Annotated in this window: 16 protein-coding genes; 9 read left to right on the forward strand and 7 right to left on the reverse strand. The window is 59.7% G+C overall.

Going from position 1 to position 16237, the window contains the following annotated elements; genetic code table 11:
- Window positions 1-292: 292 nt before the first annotated feature.
- The 6 genes from ACZ9IL_RS11890 to ruvX all read left to right on the forward strand — a co-directional run bounded on the left by ACZ9IL_RS11890 (window position 293) and on the right by ruvX (window position 4950).
- Window positions 293-805, forward strand: a complete 513-nt coding sequence (locus ACZ9IL_RS11890) for a SprT family zinc-dependent metalloprotease (protein WP_476003702.1) — start codon at window positions 293-295, stop codon at window positions 803-805.
- Window positions 806-878: 73 nt separating this feature from the next.
- A complete protein-coding gene (locus ACZ9IL_RS11895; protein WP_476003703.1) occupies window positions 879-1592 on the forward strand; it encodes an endonuclease in 714 nt (237 codons plus the stop codon).
- A 207-nt stretch (window positions 1593-1799) separates the two neighbouring features.
- Window positions 1800-2531, forward strand: a complete 732-nt coding sequence (gene rsmE, locus ACZ9IL_RS11900) for a 16S rRNA (uracil(1498)-N(3))-methyltransferase (RefSeq protein WP_476003704.1) — start codon at window positions 1800-1802, stop codon at window positions 2529-2531.
- A 190-nt stretch (window positions 2532-2721) separates the two neighbouring features.
- Window positions 2722-3672 carry a glutathione synthase gene (gene gshB / locus ACZ9IL_RS11905; RefSeq protein ID WP_476003705.1) on the forward strand — a complete coding sequence of 317 codons (951 nt, stop codon included), beginning with the start codon at window positions 2722-2724 and terminating at the stop codon, window positions 3670-3672.
- 210 nt (window positions 3673-3882) lie between these two features.
- Window positions 3883-4437 (forward strand): YqgE/AlgH family protein, encoded by a 555-nt coding sequence (locus ACZ9IL_RS11910; protein WP_476003706.1) that lies wholly within the window; start codon window positions 3883-3885, stop codon window positions 4435-4437.
- A gap of 90 nt (window positions 4438-4527) precedes the next feature.
- Window positions 4528-4950 carry a Holliday junction resolvase RuvX gene (ruvX, locus tag ACZ9IL_RS11915; RefSeq protein ID WP_476003707.1) on the forward strand — a complete coding sequence of 141 codons (423 nt, stop codon included), beginning with the start codon at window positions 4528-4530 and terminating at the stop codon, window positions 4948-4950.
- A gap of 70 nt (window positions 4951-5020) precedes the next feature.
- Here ruvX and ampC read toward each other — a convergent pair whose 3' ends face one another.
- Window positions 5021-6187 carry a class C beta-lactamase gene (gene ampC / locus ACZ9IL_RS11920; RefSeq protein ID WP_476003708.1) on the reverse strand — a complete coding sequence of 389 codons (1167 nt, stop codon included), beginning with the start codon at window positions 6185-6187 and terminating at the stop codon, window positions 5021-5023.
- 203 nt (window positions 6188-6390) lie between these two features.
- On the reverse strand, window positions 6391-7830 hold the full coding sequence (locus tag ACZ9IL_RS11925; RefSeq protein WP_476003709.1) for an alanine/glycine:cation symporter family protein: 1440 nt from the start codon (window positions 7828-7830) through the stop codon (window positions 6391-6393).
- Window positions 7831-8573: 743 nt separating this feature from the next.
- Between ACZ9IL_RS11925 and tal the strand changes: the two genes are divergently transcribed.
- A complete protein-coding gene (gene tal / locus ACZ9IL_RS11930) occupies window positions 8574-9524 on the forward strand; it encodes a transaldolase (RefSeq protein WP_476003710.1) in 951 nt (316 codons plus the stop codon).
- A 427-nt stretch (window positions 9525-9951) separates the two neighbouring features.
- Window positions 9952-10131 (forward strand): DUF3545 family protein, encoded by a 180-nt coding sequence (locus ACZ9IL_RS11935; protein ID WP_476003711.1) that lies wholly within the window; start codon window positions 9952-9954, stop codon window positions 10129-10131.
- Window positions 10132-10216: 85 nt separating this feature from the next.
- On the opposite strand, the gene ACZ9IL_RS11940 is transcribed toward ACZ9IL_RS11935, so the two are convergent.
- Both ACZ9IL_RS11940 and ung read right to left on the reverse strand, forming a co-directional pair.
- Entirely contained in the window at window positions 10217-10765 is a 549-nt protein-coding gene (locus tag ACZ9IL_RS11940; protein WP_476003712.1) for a hemerythrin domain-containing protein, read from the reverse strand.
- Window positions 10766-10988: 223 nt separating this feature from the next.
- Window positions 10989-11657 carry a uracil-DNA glycosylase gene (gene ung, locus ACZ9IL_RS11945; RefSeq protein WP_476003713.1) on the reverse strand — a complete coding sequence of 223 codons (669 nt, stop codon included), beginning with the start codon at window positions 11655-11657 and terminating at the stop codon, window positions 10989-10991.
- Window positions 11658-12314: 657 nt separating this feature from the next.
- On the opposite strand from ung, the gene grcA reads away from it, so the two are divergent.
- Window positions 12315-12695 (forward strand): autonomous glycyl radical cofactor GrcA, encoded by a 381-nt coding sequence (grcA, locus tag ACZ9IL_RS11950; protein WP_100860996.1) that lies wholly within the window; start codon window positions 12315-12317, stop codon window positions 12693-12695.
- 129 nt (window positions 12696-12824) lie between these two features.
- On the opposite strand, the gene ACZ9IL_RS11955 is transcribed toward grcA, so the two are convergent.
- The 3 genes from ACZ9IL_RS11955 to ACZ9IL_RS11965 all read right to left on the reverse strand — a co-directional run bounded on the left by ACZ9IL_RS11955 (window position 12825) and on the right by ACZ9IL_RS11965 (window position 16232).
- Window positions 12825-14108, reverse strand: a complete 1284-nt coding sequence (locus ACZ9IL_RS11955; RefSeq protein WP_476003714.1) for a dicarboxylate/amino acid:cation symporter — start codon at window positions 14106-14108, stop codon at window positions 12825-12827.
- Window positions 14109-14410: 302 nt separating this feature from the next.
- Window positions 14411-15265: a 3-deoxy-8-phosphooctulonate synthase gene (kdsA, locus tag ACZ9IL_RS11960; RefSeq protein ID WP_476003715.1), complete on the reverse strand. Its 855-nt coding sequence runs from the start codon at window positions 15263-15265 to the stop codon at window positions 14411-14413.
- A gap of 166 nt (window positions 15266-15431) precedes the next feature.
- Window positions 15432-16232 carry a SirB1 family protein gene (locus ACZ9IL_RS11965; protein WP_476003716.1) on the reverse strand — a complete coding sequence of 267 codons (801 nt, stop codon included), beginning with the start codon at window positions 16230-16232 and terminating at the stop codon, window positions 15432-15434.
- Between the last annotated feature and the right edge of the window lie 5 nt (window positions 16233-16237).

Here is a 16237-nt window from a genome sequence, read left to right on the forward strand (position 1 = left end):
AGAAGCTGTGGGTTAAACGACAGCCCCTGCTTTTTTATCAGTTCAGCCGAACGGACCGGCGTTTTCGATGATTTCTCACTTTCTCCGTTTTATTTGGGAGCATGTCCGCCAGAGACCAAAATTTCTCATACCTTCGCGGTTTCCCATGAGCTCACGTTTTCACGACGCTAAACAGGTCTTGAACCTATGCCACGACTGAGTTTTCTCCCACATGCTCCCACTTGCTCCTGCGACCTCCCGGTTTATCACTGGTGACGGTCCCTTACATATCTGCCGACCGACAGGATTGCCCATGTCTGCCCTCCCCTCCCCCGATGCCCTGCTCGCCGCGCGGGTCGACGCCTGTTTCCGGCAGGCCGAAGCTCGCCTCGGCCGCCCCTTCCCGCGCCCACGCATCTATTTGAACATGCGTGGGCGGGCGGCAGGGTCGGCGCGGCTGCAGACCTGGGAGCTGCGCTTCAACCCGGCCCTCTATCAGGCCAACCAGCAGGCGTTTATGGACGAGGTGGTGCCTCACGAGGTGGCCCACCTGCTGGTCCATGCGCTCTGGGGTGAGGGTCGTGGCAAGAGCCGGGTGCTGCCCCACGGCAAGCAGTGGCAATCGGTGATGCGGGAGGTGTTCAACCTCGAACCCCGCACCACCCACAGCTTCGATCTCGCGGTGCTGAACCAGCGCACCCAGCCCTATGCCTGCGCCTGTCAGCAGCATCAGCTTTCCATCCGCCGTCACAACAAGGTGCAGCGGGGGGAGGCGCGCTACCACTGCCGCCGCTGCCGCCAGCCATTGGTGCCGGCGACCGACTGAGCCAGCTTGTGTCGCAGCCCTGTGGTAGGGTGCGCAACCGCTTCGTTTCACCGTTTCATTTTCAAGGATCTTCATGTCTCGCCCCTCGCTCGCTTTCGGCCTTCCCCTGCTCTCCCTCGGCCTGACCCTGCTGGTCAGTGCGCCGCTCCAGGCACAGGAGGCCCAGACCTTCCGCGCCGCCAAGCAGGATCTCGTCAAGCTCTATCAGAGCCACCCCACCAGCTTCTACTGCGGCTGCAACATCAAGTTCAGCGGCAAGAAGATGGCGCCGGACTGGGAGAGCTGCGGCTATCTGCCGCGCAAGCAGGCCGCCCGCGCCGCCCGCATCGAGTGGGAGCACGTGGTGCCCGCCTGGGAGTTCGGCCACCAGCTGCAGTGTTGGCAGGAAGGGGGCCGCAAGAACTGCGGCAAGAGCGATGAGTTCAACCAGATGGAGGGGGACATGCACAACCTCTTCCCCGCCATCGGCGAGGTGAACGGCGATCGCGCGAACTACCGCTTCTCCGACTGGAACGGCAAGCCGGATCAGTACGGCAAGTGCCAGATGCTGGTGGACTTCAAGGAGCAGCGGGTGCAACCACCCAAGGGGCCGGTGCGCGGCCAGATAGCCCGCGCCTACCTCTACATGGGGGAGCAGTACGGGCTGCGCCTGGCCGCGCAACAGCGTAAACTGTTCGAAGCCTGGGACAGGCAATATCCGGCGGATCGCTGGGAGTGCGAGCGCAATCGCCGCATCGGCAAACTGCAGGGCAATACCAATCCCTTCGTTGAAAAGCAGTGCCAATGACCCCATTTGACCGGGAGGAGTCACAGACCCTCCCATATGAGAAGCGGTGCTATCTCGACACGACAGGCTGCCAGCGGGCTGATCGATTGCGTCAAATCCCTATTTAATACCAATAAATAACGATTTTACGCGGCAGATGAGCCATTAAATGGCAGCTTGGCATCATATGTAACCGCTTAATCGTCATTCAAGAGACAGATATACAGCATGCGCACTCCACGTATCTATGAACCGGCCCCCCTGCAGGTCGGCCAGACCCTCGCCCTGTCGGAAGACGGTGCCAACCACATCGGCCGGGTACTGCGCATGCAGCCGGGTCAGCCTCTGGAGCTGTTCAATGGCGACGGCCACCAGTATCCCGCCACCATTGTCAGCGTCGGCAAGAAGTCGGTGGAAGTGCACATCGACGGCTGCGATACCCAATCGGTCGAGTCGCCGCTGGCCATCCATCTCGGTCAGGTGATCAGCCGCGGCGACAAGATGGACTTCACCATCCAGAAATCCGTAGAGCTTGGCGTCACCTGCATCACCCCGCTGTTCTCCGAGCGCTGCGGCGTCAAGCTGCCGGCGGATCGACTGGAGAAGAAACGCGAGCAGTGGCAAAAGGTGGTGATCAGCGCCTGTGAGCAGTGCGGCCGCAACACAGTGCCCGAGGTGCGGATGCCGATGGAGCTGGACGCCTGGCTCGCAGAAGAAACGAAAGAGCTCAAGCTCAATCTGCACCCGCGCGCCGAATACAGCATCAACACCCTGCCGGTGCCTGAGCACGGCGTGCGCCTGCTGATCGGCCCCGAAGGCGGCTTGTCGAGCGAGGAGATCGCCCGTACTGTGCAGGAAGAGTTCAAGGAAATGTTGCTGGGGCCGCGGGTGCTGCGCACCGAAACCGCCGCCCTGACCGCCATCACGGCGCTGCAGTGCCGCTTTGGCGATCTGGCCTAAAACCTGTTCAACGTCTTGCTGCGAGGTCGTGAGCAAGGCTCATGTGCTGCTCGCTTATGTGGAACCAAGAGGCTCATGTATTTACATGCACTCCGGTTCCCGCGCTTTACCGAGCTGGCAACCGCTCGCGACAGGCCTTGAGCAGGTTCTGATAATCTCAACCCAATCGAGCCACAAGAAGGAATCTCGGATGACCATCAAACTCGGCATCGTGATGGACCCCATCTCGGCCATCAATATCAAGAAGGACTCCAGCTTCGCCATGCTCGAAGAGGCGCAGAAGCGCGGCTACGAGCTCTTCTATCTGGAGATGTCGGATCTCTACATGGAAGCGGGCCGCGCCTTCGGTACCATGCGCCCGCTCAAGGTGAAGTACGATTACGCCAACTGGTTCGAACTGGGTGAGGTGGTCGATCAGCCGCTCTCCAGCCTGGACGTGATCCTGATGCGCAAGGATCCGCCGTTCGACACCGAATTCATCTACGCCACCTACATGCTGGAGCGGGCCGAGGACGAGGGCTGTCTCATCGTCAACAAGCCCCAGAGCCTGCGCGACGCCAACGAGAAGTTCTACACCGCCTGGTTCGCCGAACACACCCCGACCACGCTGGTCACTCGTCGCGCCGACAAGCTGCGGGCCTTCCACGCCGAGCATAAAGACGTGATCTTGAAGCCACTGGACGGCATGGGCGGCGCCTCCATCTTCCGCATGAAGGAAGATGACGCCAACGTCGGGGTCATCATCGAGACCCTCACCGAACACGGCAGCCAGTACTGCATGGCGCAGACGTATCTGCCCGCCATCAAGGATGGTGACAAGCGCGTGCTGGTGGTGGACGGCGAGCCGGTGCCTTACTGCCTGGCCCGTATCCCGGCGCAAGGGGAGACCCGTGGCAACCTGGCGGCCGGTGGCCGCGGCGAGGCACGCCCCCTGAGCGAGGCCGACTGGGCCATCGCCCGCGCAGTGGGGCCGGCCCTCAAGGCCAAGGGACTGATCTTCGTCGGGCTCGACATCATCGGCGATCGGCTGACCGAGATTAACGTCACCAGCCCGACCTGCATCCGCGAGATCGAGGCGGCCTTCGACGTCTCCATCACCGGCATGCTGATGGACGCTATCGAGCGCCGTCTGGGACGCTGACACCCTGCTGATCGGTGCCGGCCGCTTATCCGGCGGCGCCGATCTGACAGGCAAACAGAACAGGGGCCCTCGCGGCCCCTGTTCTGTTCCAGTCATGGATACTCTGTGCGCCAGCGCCCAGGCTTGTGCTCATGGGTGCGAAAAAGCGGTTTTGCCCGCCGCCCCTAACTGCCATAATCACCCCAAACACCTTTGCACTATTTGGCCACTATGCAAACACTGCAAAACCATTTTCTGCTCGCCATGCCGAGCCTCTCTGACGCCTACTTCGAACGCTCCCTGGTCTATCTGTGTGAACACAGCAGCGAGGGCGCCATGGGGTTGGTGGTCAATATCCCGGTCGACATGTCGCTGGATGAGATGCTGACCAAACTCAACCTGAGCCCGCCTGACACCACCGAGATGAAGCAACCCGTGCTGCAAGGCGGACCCGTTCACGGGGATCGCGGTTTCGTGCTGCACAGCTTCCGCCCCGGTTTCAACTCCTCCCTGCAGGTGAGTGACGAGATGATGGTCACCACCTCCAAGGACATCCTGGAGACGCTCGGCACCGATGAGGCGCCGAGTCACTGGCTGGTGGCGCTCGGCTACGCCGGCTGGAGCGCGGGTCAGCTCGAGCAGGAGCTGGTGGATGGCGCCTGGCTGGTGATCCCGCCCAATGCCAAGTTGGTGTTTGACACGCCAATCCACCAGCGCTGGCAACAGGCCGCCGCCAGCATAGGCGTCAATCCTCTGCATCTCTCCAGTCAGGTGGGGCATAGTTAAGACCCCGAGTCGCCCTGCATGTCCCTTTGTCCTCAGTGGCAAAGGGACATACAGGGCTCTTTTTCATGTATCCCAGTTTCGAGGACTTTCATGTCATCACGCAGCATCATGGGCTTTGACTACGGCACCAAGAGCATCGGCGTCGCCATCGGTCAGGAGCTCACCGGCACCGCCAGTCCCCTTCGTTCCCTCAAGGCCAACGACGGCATCCCCAACTGGGACGAGATAGAGAAGCTGCTCAAGGAGTGGCAGCCGGATCTGCTGGTCGTGGGCCTGCCGCTCAACATGGACGGCACCGATCAGGAGATCACGGTGCGCGCCCGCAAGTTCGGCAATCGTCTGCACGGCCGCTTCGGCAAACCGGTGGAGTTCAAGGATGAGCGGCTCACCACCACCGATGCCCGCGCCCGGCTGTTCGAGCGCGGCGGCTACAAGGCGCTCGACAAGGGCAGCGTGGACGGGGTCTCCGCCCAGTTGATCGTCGAAGCCTGGATGGAAGAACAATACGGCTGACGCCCTTTGCACTAGAGCCTGAATAGACAACGCCGGAGCCTTGGGCTCCGGCGTTTTCATGACGACGTCTCTACTGGTCCAGCTGCTGCAGTATCCGGTGAGCCGCCTCGATGCGGGCCTCATTGGGATAGTTGCGATTGGCCAGCATGACGATGCCGATCCCCTTGGCCGGTACGAAGAGGACATAAGCCCCGAAGCCGCCGGTCGAGCCGGTCTTGTTGAACAGGGTGCTGGCCTTGGCTGGCGCAGGGCTGCTCAGGGGTGTGACAGGCTGTGCCTTGAATACCATGTCGGTGCGGTTGCCGGCCTGCAGGGTCGCGAGGGAGGTGGGATAGTCATACATCTCCCAGCCCAGCCCCTGGGTCATGCCGCCCACCGAATAGACGCCGGTATGGGTCAGCGCGATCGCCGCACGCAGCTTCTCGTCTCCTTGCTTGCCCATGCTCGCCTCGGCCATGTTTGCCTCGACAAAGGCAAGCAGATCCGGCGCCGAGGTCTTGATGCCGTAGGCCTCGGCGGCCAGCATGCCCGGATTGACCCGGATGGGCTTGTCGTTCTTGTCATAGCCATAGGCGTAGTGCCCCATGGCGGCGTCGGGCACCTTCAGATAGGTGTGCTGCAACTTGAGCTTGGGCAGCATGACCTGCTCCATCGTCTGCTCGAAGGACGCCCCCCGGCTGCGCGCCGCCAGATGGCCGAACAGGCCTATGCTCGGGTTGGAATACTGGCGGTGGGTACCGGCCTGATAGGCGGGCGACCACTGGCGGTAGTAGGCCTGCATCTTGTCGGCGGTATCCACCTCATCCGGGAACTGCAGCGGCAAGCCACCGGCACTGTAGGTGGCGAGCTGCCCCATGGTCACCCGATCGAAGGCGCTGCCCTTGAGCGCGGGATAGTGCTGGCTCACCCTGTCGTCCAGCTTCAGATGCCCCTCGGCCACGGCGTAGGCCCCGAGGGTCGCGGTCAGGGTCTTGCTGACCGACCCTATCTCGAACAGAGTCTGGTCATCGACCCTGGCCCCCGTCTCCCGATTGGCCAGACCGTAGTTGAAGTAGTGCGCCTTCCCGTCTTTCAGCACGGCGACCGCCATCCCCGGGATCCTGTGCTGCGCCATCACCGGCGCTATGGTCTCGTCCACCAGCTGGCGCAGCGGTTCAGGCTCGGTGGCGGCCTGAGTCAGGCCGGCCCACAGCAGCGTGGTCACCGCCAACCAGTTCATATCTGATCGCTGTTGCATCTTGTTGTCCTCTAGTCTGTCTGGATTGCCGCACTCGCGACGAAGAAGTGACGCCAGCATAGCCCGCCTGCATGTGCCGGGTATGAGGCTGTGTGAAGTCAGGGTGAAGTCGCGCCGTTTTCCCGCACCACAGGGCATCAGCGTCCACCAAAGAAAGAGGGGAACCTGTGGCTCCCCTCTTCGCATAATGGCTCGCGCGGCGCTTACGCCTGCTTGCTCTTTGGCGGGTTGTCCCAGATCCCTTCTTCGAGCTGATTGCGCAGCTCGGGGTACTTGTTGGCATCGAAGGTGGGTACCCGACCCAGCTTGAGCTGATCGTTGTAGTCCTTGGCCAGCTTGATGGCGACCCCGGAGAGCAGCAGCATGGCCACCAGGTTGACGATGGCCATCATCCCCATGGAGACATCCGCCAGCGCCCACACGGTCGGCAGCTCGCCCACCGAGCCGAACATCACCATGCCCAGCACGAACATCCGAAATAACATCAGACCGCCCTTGTGGTTGTGTTCCAGGAACACCAGGTTGGTCTCGGCGTAGGAGTAGTTCGCAACGATGGAGGTGAAGGCGAAGAAGAAGATCGCCGCCGCGATGAAGATGTTGCCACCGCCACCGATCTGGGAGGAGAGCGCACGCTGGGTCAGCTCGACCCCGGTCACCCCTGAGCCCGGTTCAAACTGGCCGGACATCAGGATGATGGCGGCGGTACAGCTGCAGATGACGATGGTGTCGAGGAAGACCCCCAGCATCTGCACATACCCCTGGGAGGCCGGGTGCGGCGGATAGGGGGTCGCGGTAGCGGCGGCGTTCGGCGCCGAGCCCATGCCTGCCTCGTTGGAGAACAGGCCGCGCTTGATGCCGTTGATCATCGCCTGGGAGATGGCGTAACCCATGGCGCCGGAGCCGGCCTGCTCGATGCCGAAAGCGGACTTGATGATCAGGGTGAACACCCCTGGCAGCTCGCTGATGTTCATGGCGACCACGAACAGCGCCATCAGGATGTAGGCCAGCGCCATGAAGGGCACCACCACCTCGGCGAAGCGGGCAATGCCGCGAATGCCGCCGAAGATGATGAGGCCGGAAAGGGTCACCAGCGCCAGGCCGCTGGCCCAATCCGGGATGCCGAAGGCGACGTTCATCGCCAGGCTGATGGAGTTGGCCTGCACCGCGTTGAACACCAGACCGAAGGCCAGCAGCAGACAGAGGGAGAACACCACCCCCATCCAGCGCATGCCGAGACCGCGCTCCATGTAGTAAGCGGGGCCGCCACGGTAGTTGCCGTCCTCGTCCTTGACCTTGTAGAGCTGGGCCAGGGTGCTTTCGACGAAGGCGGTGGCCATGCCGATGAAGGCTATCAACCACATCCAGAAGATGGCACCAGGGCCACCGAGGTAGATGGCGACGGCCACGCCGGCCAGATTGCCGGTGCCGACCCGGGCGGCCAGGCTGGTACAGAGCGCCTGGAAGGAGGAGATGCCGGCCTTGTCGGATTTGCGGCTATGGCGCAGCACCGAGAACATGTGGCCGAAGTGACGAACCTGGATAAAGCCCAGGCGGAAAGTAAAAAAGATCCCGACCCCGATCAGCAGGTAGATGAGCACGGCTCCCCACATCAGGTCGTTAATCATTGCAATAAAGGTATCCATAATTCTCTCGTTGTTATCACATCCATGACCAGTCTGCGCTGGCCGCTCTCTGTCAGTTTCCGAATTAGCAATGCGCTAAAGGGCCGAAATCTAGCATAGGGAGGGAGCTCAGAATAGGGACTAACCTTGCCGAAGAGACAGAAAACGAACAATTTGATGCAATAAAGCTTCATTTAGCACGCAAAGTTTCAACAAAAGTTGATGAATTATCAATCAATTGACAAATAAGACCCAATAGAGAATCTTTTTGGGATTTCTGTTGCGGCCATAAACGAGGCGAAAAAGGGGTGGCCGAAAAGACAAGCGTTTGCGTCGGATCGCCCCAGCGGCGCGACTCAGAACGCAAAACGTTTTACACGTAATAAAATTTCAAGTAGCTGACGAGACTATTTATGTGATGTATCGCACACAATGAAGAATCAACTAAAAAAGTTGCTTTTATTCAGGCCGAAGCAGGATCGCCAACAATCAATAAAAGTCTTTCTTTATCAAATACTTTTACCCTCTTCCGCCCAACGCTTCCAGGTGCTGGGTGATTCGTATACAAGCCCCCCTATTGCAGGATGCACCACATCCGTATTAATTAGGCAGGCAATGGTGATGGGCCGCTCCCATCCTGATTTTCTGAGCCTGAGTCGCCGGGATCTTGTAATTTTATTTCAGAACTGTCCTCTCACGCCCGCAACCCCCGAGCCTGCGCCCTCACCAAGAGAGTGCGCCCTCATAAAGAGATGATATTTGCCATGGCCGATAAATTAACCCAGCTGAAAGCCCTGACCACGGTAGTTGCCGACACCGGTGATATCGAAGCCATCAAGCGCTACCAGCCCATCGATGCCACCACCAACCCTTCCCTGGTGTTGAAGGCATCCGAGATCCCCGAATACGCGGCGCTGATCGACGACGCCATCAACTGGGCCAAAGCCCAGAGCCAGGACAAGGCACAGCAAATCATCGACGCCGGCGACAAGCTGGCGGTCAACATCGGTCTGGAAGTGCTGAAAATCGTGCCGGGCCGCATCTCCACCGAGGTGGATGCCCGTCTCTCCTTCGATACCGCGGCCAGCATCGCCAAGGCCCGCAAGCTGATCCGCCTCTACAACGAAGCCGGCATCACCAACGATCGCATCCTGATCAAGCTGGCCTCCACCTGGGAAGGGATCCGCGCCGCCGAAGTGCTGGAGAAAGAAGGCATTCAGTGCAACCTGACCCTGCTGTTCTCCTTCGCCCAGGCCCGTGCCTGTGCCGAAGCCGGCGCCTTCCTGATCTCCCCCTTCGTTGGCCGCATCCTCGACTGGTACAAGGCCAAGCACAACCGTGACTACACCGCCAGCGAAGATCCGGGCGTGGTGTCCGTCACCGCCATCTACGACTACTACAAGCAGCACGACTACCAGACAGTGGTGATGGGTGCGAGCTTCCGCAACACCGGCGAGATCCTGGAGCTGGCCGGTTGCGATCGCCTGACCATTGGCCCTGCCCTGCTGGAAGAGCTGAGCAAGAGCGAAGGCACTGTGGTACGCAAGCTGAACTACACCGGCGAGCGCAAGGCCAAACCGGCCCCGCTGAGCGAAGCCGAATTCCGCTGGGAGCTGAACCAGGACGCCATGGCAGTCGAGAAGCTGGCCGAAGGCATCCGCATGTTCGCCATCGACCAGGGCAAGCTGGAAACCATGCTGGCCAGCCGTCTCTAAGAGTGACTAGCGGCAAGCCGGAAGCAATGCTCTGGCCAGCCGTCTCTAAGAGTGACTAGCGGCAAGCCGGAAGCAATGCTCTGGCCAGCCGCCTCTAAGAGTGACTAGCTGGCAAGCCGGAAGCAATGCTCTGGCCAGTCGCCTCTAAGAGTGACTAGCGGCAAGCCGGAAGCAATGCTGGCCAGTCGCCTCTAAGAGTGACTAGCGGCAAGCTGGAAGCAATGCTCTGGCCAGCCGCCTCTAAAATGACGCGCTAAGCAGCGGTTTCTGACAGGCTGTCATCCCGATAAAAACCGGGCTCCCGCGAGGGAAGCCCGGTTTTTTTATGCCCCCTCCCCAATTGTCACAACTTCGTCACAAAAACGTTTTACTTTCAAGTGCATCGTGTTATACGAGTGGTGAAAACCATAAAACCAAGGAGGGAGTCATGGACATGTTCAACTTCGATTTCGACGAGGTCGTTGAGCTGGGTTCACGTAGCCGCGGGACGACGGGCAAGAAACGTAAATGGCGTGAGATTGAGGCGCTCAAAGACAAGCATCGCCTGCAGAAGGAGCTGCAATCCATCGACATCGCCTACGAAGGCTCCGACGAGCTGCAACTGTAGCGCAGCAGGCCGGTCGCCAGCCGATACGGCAAACCAAAACGCCCCGCTCAAGCCGGGGCGTTTTGTTGGGGAGCCGGCACTGGCATCAGGGCGTGTGCGGCAACGACAGCTGCTTGGCCAGCGCCTGGAAGTGCTGGCTCACCTCGATCCCGAACAGGGGATCGTTGATGGCCCGGTTCTGCCAGAGCTGCTCGAGGTGACGCCAGTCGTCCTCGGTCAGGGAGTCGCGCAGATGGGGGAAGATCACCCCCTCCTCGTAGTTCATATGCGCCTCCTGCTGCTCGATGAACTGCTCGAGCCGCACCGTGAACTCATCCAGCGGGATGACCGCATCCATCAGGATCATCTCCACCATCTCCTTGAGCTCGGTGCCCGCCTCCAGCAGGCGGGCATGCTCCTCGTGCAGCCGGTTGGCCACCTCCCCCTCCACCACCCGGTATTTCAGGTAGTAGTCGTAGATCATGTCTTCTTTGGGATGGTGATAGGTGTCGGACACCTCCCGCAGGTAATCCACCACGTCCCGGATCAGGAAGTAGCTGATCCGCTGCTCGCTGCGAATGGCTGCCAGCTTGTTCTTGAGCAATTGCAACAACTTGGCGATGTTGAGGTGGTCCTTATGCAGACTGGATAACATGGGCACTCCTTGCACTGATTTGAGAAAGTTCCTGCCTCGAGTATACGGTCATTTATTGCGCTAACTTTGCACTCAATCAAATCTGGCGCAGACAATCCCGGCCCATGCACCTGCCGGCGGATGACCGCGATTGCCGCCTCCGGCCCGCACACAGGCGGCCAGAAACACAGCGAGCCCTCTCGGGCTCGCTGTGTCGGGGTCATGTCAAGCTGGCGTTAGCGGGCTATTCGCAGACCGACAGCCAGTTGATGGGGCTCATGCCCTGCTGGCTCAGCAACCGGTTGGTTTCGGAGAAGTGACCGCAGCCGATGAAGCCACGATGGGCGGAGAGCGGGCTCGGATGAGGGGCGCTCAGCACGTGGTGGCGCTGGCGGTCGATGAAGCGGCCCTTCTTCTGGGCATGGGCGCCCCACAGCAGGAAAACCACGCCCTGGCAGCTGGCGTTGATCTGCTCGATGACCCTGTCGGTGAAGGTCTCCCAGCCCAGATGCGCATGGGAGTGGGCCATGCCCGCCTGCACCGTCAGCACAGTATTGAGCAGCAGCACCCCCTGCCTGGCCCAGGACTCCAGGAAGCCGTGGCTGGGGGTGACGAAGCCTGGCAAGTCCCGCTGCATCTCCTTATAGATGTTGACCAGAGAGGGCGGCGTGCGCACCCCGGGCAGCACGGAGAAGCAGAGGCCATGGGCCTGGTTCGGGCCGTGATAGGGGTCTTGCCCCAGGATCACCACCTTGACCTCGTCCAGCTCGGTCAGCTTGAAGGCATTGAACACCTCGGTGGCGGGGGGATAGATCACCTTGCCTGCCTCCCGCTCCTGCCTGACGGTCGCCAGGGTTGCCTTGAAATAGTCCTGCTCTTTCTCCGAGCCAATCACATCAGTCCAGGTCACCACACCACTCTCCTCAATCAATACAACGGGCCAAGATCCGCGTCCCCTCCCTTCAGATCCGATGCATCCGTCCTGGCCGGTACACCGAACTCCTGTGCGCGAGGCAACGAGGGGCCCAGAATAGGGGCCAAGGCCATCGGACGCAACCGTGGCTCGGCCATCAATCCTGGGGCGAGGCCTGTGACAAGTGCGCTTCCCCCTCTGAGGCCATCTGATAAAACGATGCTTTGGTCATTTACTTATTCTTTTTATCGATACCTCTGGCGCCATGCCGGCCCCCATATTCCAGCCAGATCCGGTTTTGCCCCGCGCCTGGTCGGTGTGGGCCAGGATCTCGGAAACCCAAGAGGCCTAAAGATGTAGTTAAATTACTAGATTTCATAAATATAAAATGCATAATTCATATATCTTACGAAATCATAAAAATGATAGAAATTTGATTAAACTCAATAATTTAATACCTTGAGTCAGCGGCTATTTGGGTATTTTTTGATTTGGATCAATTTTCGTATTATTACCATTATGGTATATATGACCTCAACGAAGTAAAGGTGTAAGGCAAGCCCCCTTTAACTGCTCCGCGTACGAACACGAAGTAGTTAAACACCATCGGGGAGATGTCCTTACCATAGAACCCGCTTTCCTATGAGGAGACATACCATGATCAAGGGCATCCAAATCACCCAGTCCAACAACGCCGCGCTGCTGAATTCCTTCTGGCTGCTGGACGAAGAGAAGCAACAGGCTCGCTGCATCTGCGCCAAGGGCGACAGCTTCGCCGCCGACCAGGAAGTGGCCCTGTCCGATCTGGGTCAGTTCGAATACCGTGAGCTGCCGGTGCAAACCGAGCCAGTGGTCGAGGGTGGTCAACACCTGAACGTCAACGTGCTGCGCCGCGAGACCCTGGAAGACGCCATCGCCAATCCGGAGAAGTACCCGCAGCTGACCATCCGCGTCTCCGGCTACGCAGTGCGCTTCAACGCCCTGACCCCGGAACAGCAGCGTGATGTGGTCACCCGCACCTTTACCCAGAGCCTGTAAGTCGCTCTGCGATTAAACTGCATCATAAAAAAACGGCCCACTCGGGCCGTTTTTTTTATGTCTGACACATCGCGCCCTGTATGGGCCCGACGGCGCCAGTCTGCCGCTCATGGCTGGCAGGATGCGTCCTTAGCCATGCTGATCGACGCGCTGCACGGCGGCCGGCTTGGCGAGCACGGCGTTCATCTGCTGCTCGTCGAGCTGATCGCAGTAGCGGGCCACCACCAGGGTCGCCACCCCGTTACCGATGAGGTTGGTCAGGGCGCGAGCCTCCGACATGAAGCGATCGATCCCCAGGATCAGCGCCAGTCCGGCGAGTGGCAGGTGCCCCACCGCCGAGATGGTGGCCGCCAGCACGATAAAGCCGCTGCCGGTGACTCCCGCCGCCCCCTTGGAGGAGATGAGCAACACCACCAGCAGGGTGATCTGATGGAACAGATCCAGCGGCGTGTTGGTCGCCTGAGCGATGAAGACCGCGGCCATGGTCAGGTAGATGGAGGTGCCGTCCAGGTTGAAGGAGTAACCGGTCGGAATAACCAACCCCACCACCGACTTCTTGCAACCGAGTGCCTCCATCTTGACCAGCATGCGCGGCAAGACGGATTCGGAAGAAGAGGTTCCCAGCACGATCAGCAGCTCTTCCTTGATATAGGAAATAAAGCGCAGGATGCTGAAACCATTGGCCTTGGCGATGCTGCCAAGTACCAGGAAAATAAACAGCAGACAGGTCAGATAGAAGCTGGCGATCAATTGTCCGAGCTGCACCAGCGAGCCGATGCCATATTTCCCTATGGTGAAGGCCATGGCGCCAAATGCCCCGACCGGCGCCAACTTCATGATCATGTTGATGATGCCGAAAATAACCTGGGAGAAACTGTCCACCATATTGAAGACGAGTTTTCCCTTCTCACCGATATGATGCAGGGAGAAGCCAAACAGCACCGCAAATAACAGCACCTGCAGAATATTGCCGCTGGCGAAGGCGCCGATCACGCTGCCCGGGATCACGTCCAGCAGGAAGGCGATGATGCCCTGTGACTTGGCCTGCTCGGTGTAGACAGAGATGGCGCTGGCATCCAGGGTGGATGGATCCACGTTCATGCCCACCCCGGGTTGCAGCAGATTGACCACGCACAGGCCGATGACCAGTGCCAGGGTGCTGACCACCTCAAAATAGACAAGCGCGATGGCCCCTGTCTTGCCCACCGCCTTCATGCTCTCCATGCCCGCGATGCCGGTCACCACTGTGCAGAAAATCACGGGGGCAATGATCATCTTGATTAGTTTCACGAAGCCATCGCCGAGCGGCTTCATATCGGCGCCCAGGCTCGGATAGAAGTGCCCCAGTAATACCCCTATGGTGATGGCCAATATCACCTGAAAATAGAGGCTGCTTAATATTTTCTTGTGCATGCTCAACGTCCTGTTAATTAATTGACATGGGCGATGGCAAAAAATTTGTGCAAGGATCCGCGGCGAGATATTTCACCATCTCACCCGGTTCATGCTATTTCGCCATTCCGACGGCTGCACTTTCACACGTTATAAGAATCAATTTAGCGACATCAATCACACAACATACTTAACATCATTAACACCACGGCAACCGTGATATAGTTGGTCAGTGATTCATTTAAGACTTTAACGAATACCTTTCAGATATAAAAATGCCCCGCATGGCGGGGCATTTTTCAGCAAGCGATCCGCCTCCTATATCAGGCGGAGGTATCCAGCGGCTCGAAACCCTTGATAAGATCGTCGATCGCCTTCATCTGCTTGAGGAAGCCTTCCAGCTTGTCCAGCGGCAGGGCACTCGGGCCGTCGCAACGGGCAACCTTGGGATCCGGGTGTGACTCGATGAACAGACCGGCCAGGCCGACCGCCATGCCGGCACGGGCCAGCTCGGTCACCTGATCCCGACGACCACCTGAGGCGGCCCCCAGCGGATCGCGGCACTGCAGGGAGTGGGTCACGTCGAAGATCACCGGATAACCGCCGGTGCTCTTCTTCATCACCCCCAGCCCCAGCATGTCCACCACCAGGTTGTCGTAACCGAAGTTGGCACCGCGCTCACAGAGAATAAGCTGATCGTTGCCGCACTCCTCGAACTTGTCGGTGATGTTCTTCATCTGACTTGGGCTCAGGAACTGCGGCTTCTTGATGTTGATGACGTTGCCGGTGCGGGCCATGGCCTCCACCAGATCGGTCTGGCGCGCCAGGAAGGCGGGCAGCTGGATGACGTCAACCACCTCGGCGACCGGCTTGGCCTGATGCACCTCGTGCAGGTCGGAGATGACCGGCATGCCGAAGGTCGCCTTCAGCTCCTGGAAGATCTTCATCCCCTCTTCCAGACCCGGCCCCCGGTAGGAGTGGATGGAGGAGCGGTTGGCCTTGTCCCAGCTCGCCTTGAACACGAAGGGGATGCCGAGTTTGGTGGTCACTTCCACGTACTTCTCGCACACCGCCATCGCCATGTCGCGGGATTCCAGCACGTTCATGCCGCCAAACAGGACGAACGGCTTGTCGTTGGCCACGTTGATATCGTTGACCTTGATATTCTTCTGTTCCATCTCGGCATCCTTAAGTGAAGGGGCTTAATTCAAGTCAGTTCGCTGTGCCCTGGGCACAGCGACCACGATATTCTTCTGTTTCCATTCCCAGCCCCCTAATTGAAGAGGCTTAAATCCCAGTCAGGCCGCCGTACCTTGGTCACAGCGGCCTATTTCCCAATCCTGCTTAATGGAGGGGCTTGGGGCTCAGATCCAGCGTGGCCAGCTGGGTTTTCAACACATCGGCCACCGGATCGTCCGGGCATTGTTCAATAAAGTATTCAAAATCGTCGGCGGCGAAGCGCGGGCAGTCGAGCTGCTCGTAGATGAAGCCCCGATCCCGCGTCTCCAGCGGATCACCCGGCTTCATGCGCAGCAGCAGCTCGCTGCAGCGCAGCGCTTCTGCCATGCGCTCCTCCCGCAGCAGGGCACCCTTGCTGACGTTGAGCAGTCGCTCGATGATCTCCCACTGCCCCGAAGGCTGCAGATGGTCGTCGCTCAAGGTCGCCAGGTTGCCGAGGGCGCCGCGCAGCAGCAGCTCGACGCGGTGCAGGCTCAGCTCATCGCCGTTGAAGGGGTCCACATAGACCTCGCCCTCGCTGCCGGCGAAGCTCACCAGGAAGTGGCCGGGGAAGCAGATCCCCTCCACATCCAGGCCTATCTTGCGGCCAAGCTGGATGATGAGGATGCCGAGGCTCACCGGAATGCCCTTCCTGCGCGCCAGCACCTGGGCCAGATCGCAGTTGGCGGCCGAGAAGTAATCCTGCCAGTCACCGCGAAACCCCAGTGTCTGGTAGAAGCCGCTGAGCAATTGGCGACGCACCTCATCGCAGTTGCCCTCGGCAATGGCCTCATCCAGCCAGGCATCGAGCCGGGCCAACTCGGTCTCACCGGCACCGCTGCGGCCCAGGATCTCGTCGCTCACCGACAACGCCAGGTCGGCCAGATCATGGGCCTCGAAATCGGTCCATTCGTCCACACGTATCATCTTCG

The sequence above is a fragment of the Aeromonas sp. TECH754 genome (assembly GCF_056279295.1).

Bases quoted from the DNA above. Each gene is read 5' to 3' on its own strand.
- ampC (WP_476003708.1), bottom strand. From the start codon at position 6,187: ATGCAACAGCGATCAGATATGAACTGGTTGGCGGTGACCACGCTGCTG.
- ACZ9IL_RS11935 (WP_476003711.1), top strand. From the start codon at position 9,952: ATGGACATGTTCAACTTCGATTTCGACGAGGTCGTTGAGCTGGGTTCA.
- ACZ9IL_RS11965 (WP_476003716.1), bottom strand. From the start codon at position 16,232: ATGATACGTGTGGACGAATGGACCGATTTCGAGGCCCATGATCTGGCC.
- ACZ9IL_RS11955 (WP_476003714.1), bottom strand. From the start codon at position 14,108: ATGCACAAGAAAATATTAAGCAGCCTCTATTTTCAGGTGATATTGGCC.
- gshB (WP_476003705.1), top strand. From the start codon at position 2,722: ATGACCATCAAACTCGGCATCGTGATGGACCCCATCTCGGCCATCAAT.
- ruvX (WP_476003707.1), top strand. From the start codon at position 4,528: ATGTCATCACGCAGCATCATGGGCTTTGACTACGGCACCAAGAGCATC.
- rsmE (WP_476003704.1), top strand. From the start codon at position 1,800: ATGCGCACTCCACGTATCTATGAACCGGCCCCCCTGCAGGTCGGCCAG.
- grcA (WP_100860996.1), top strand. From the start codon at position 12,315: ATGATCAAGGGCATCCAAATCACCCAGTCCAACAACGCCGCGCTGCTG.
- ACZ9IL_RS11910 (WP_476003706.1), top strand. From the start codon at position 3,883: ATGCAAACACTGCAAAACCATTTTCTGCTCGCCATGCCGAGCCTCTCT.
- ACZ9IL_RS11890 (WP_476003702.1), top strand. From the start codon at position 293: ATGTCTGCCCTCCCCTCCCCCGATGCCCTGCTCGCCGCGCGGGTCGAC.
- ACZ9IL_RS11925 (WP_476003709.1), bottom strand. From the start codon at position 7,830: ATGGATACCTTTATTGCAATGATTAACGACCTGATGTGGGGAGCCGTG.
- ACZ9IL_RS11895 (WP_476003703.1), top strand. From the start codon at position 879: ATGTCTCGCCCCTCGCTCGCTTTCGGCCTTCCCCTGCTCTCCCTCGGC.
- ACZ9IL_RS11940 (WP_476003712.1), bottom strand. From the start codon at position 10,765: ATGTTATCCAGTCTGCATAAGGACCACCTCAACATCGCCAAGTTGTTG.
- tal (WP_476003710.1), top strand. From the start codon at position 8,574: ATGGCCGATAAATTAACCCAGCTGAAAGCCCTGACCACGGTAGTTGCC.
- kdsA (WP_476003715.1), bottom strand. From the start codon at position 15,265: ATGGAACAGAAGAATATCAAGGTCAACGATATCAACGTGGCCAACGAC.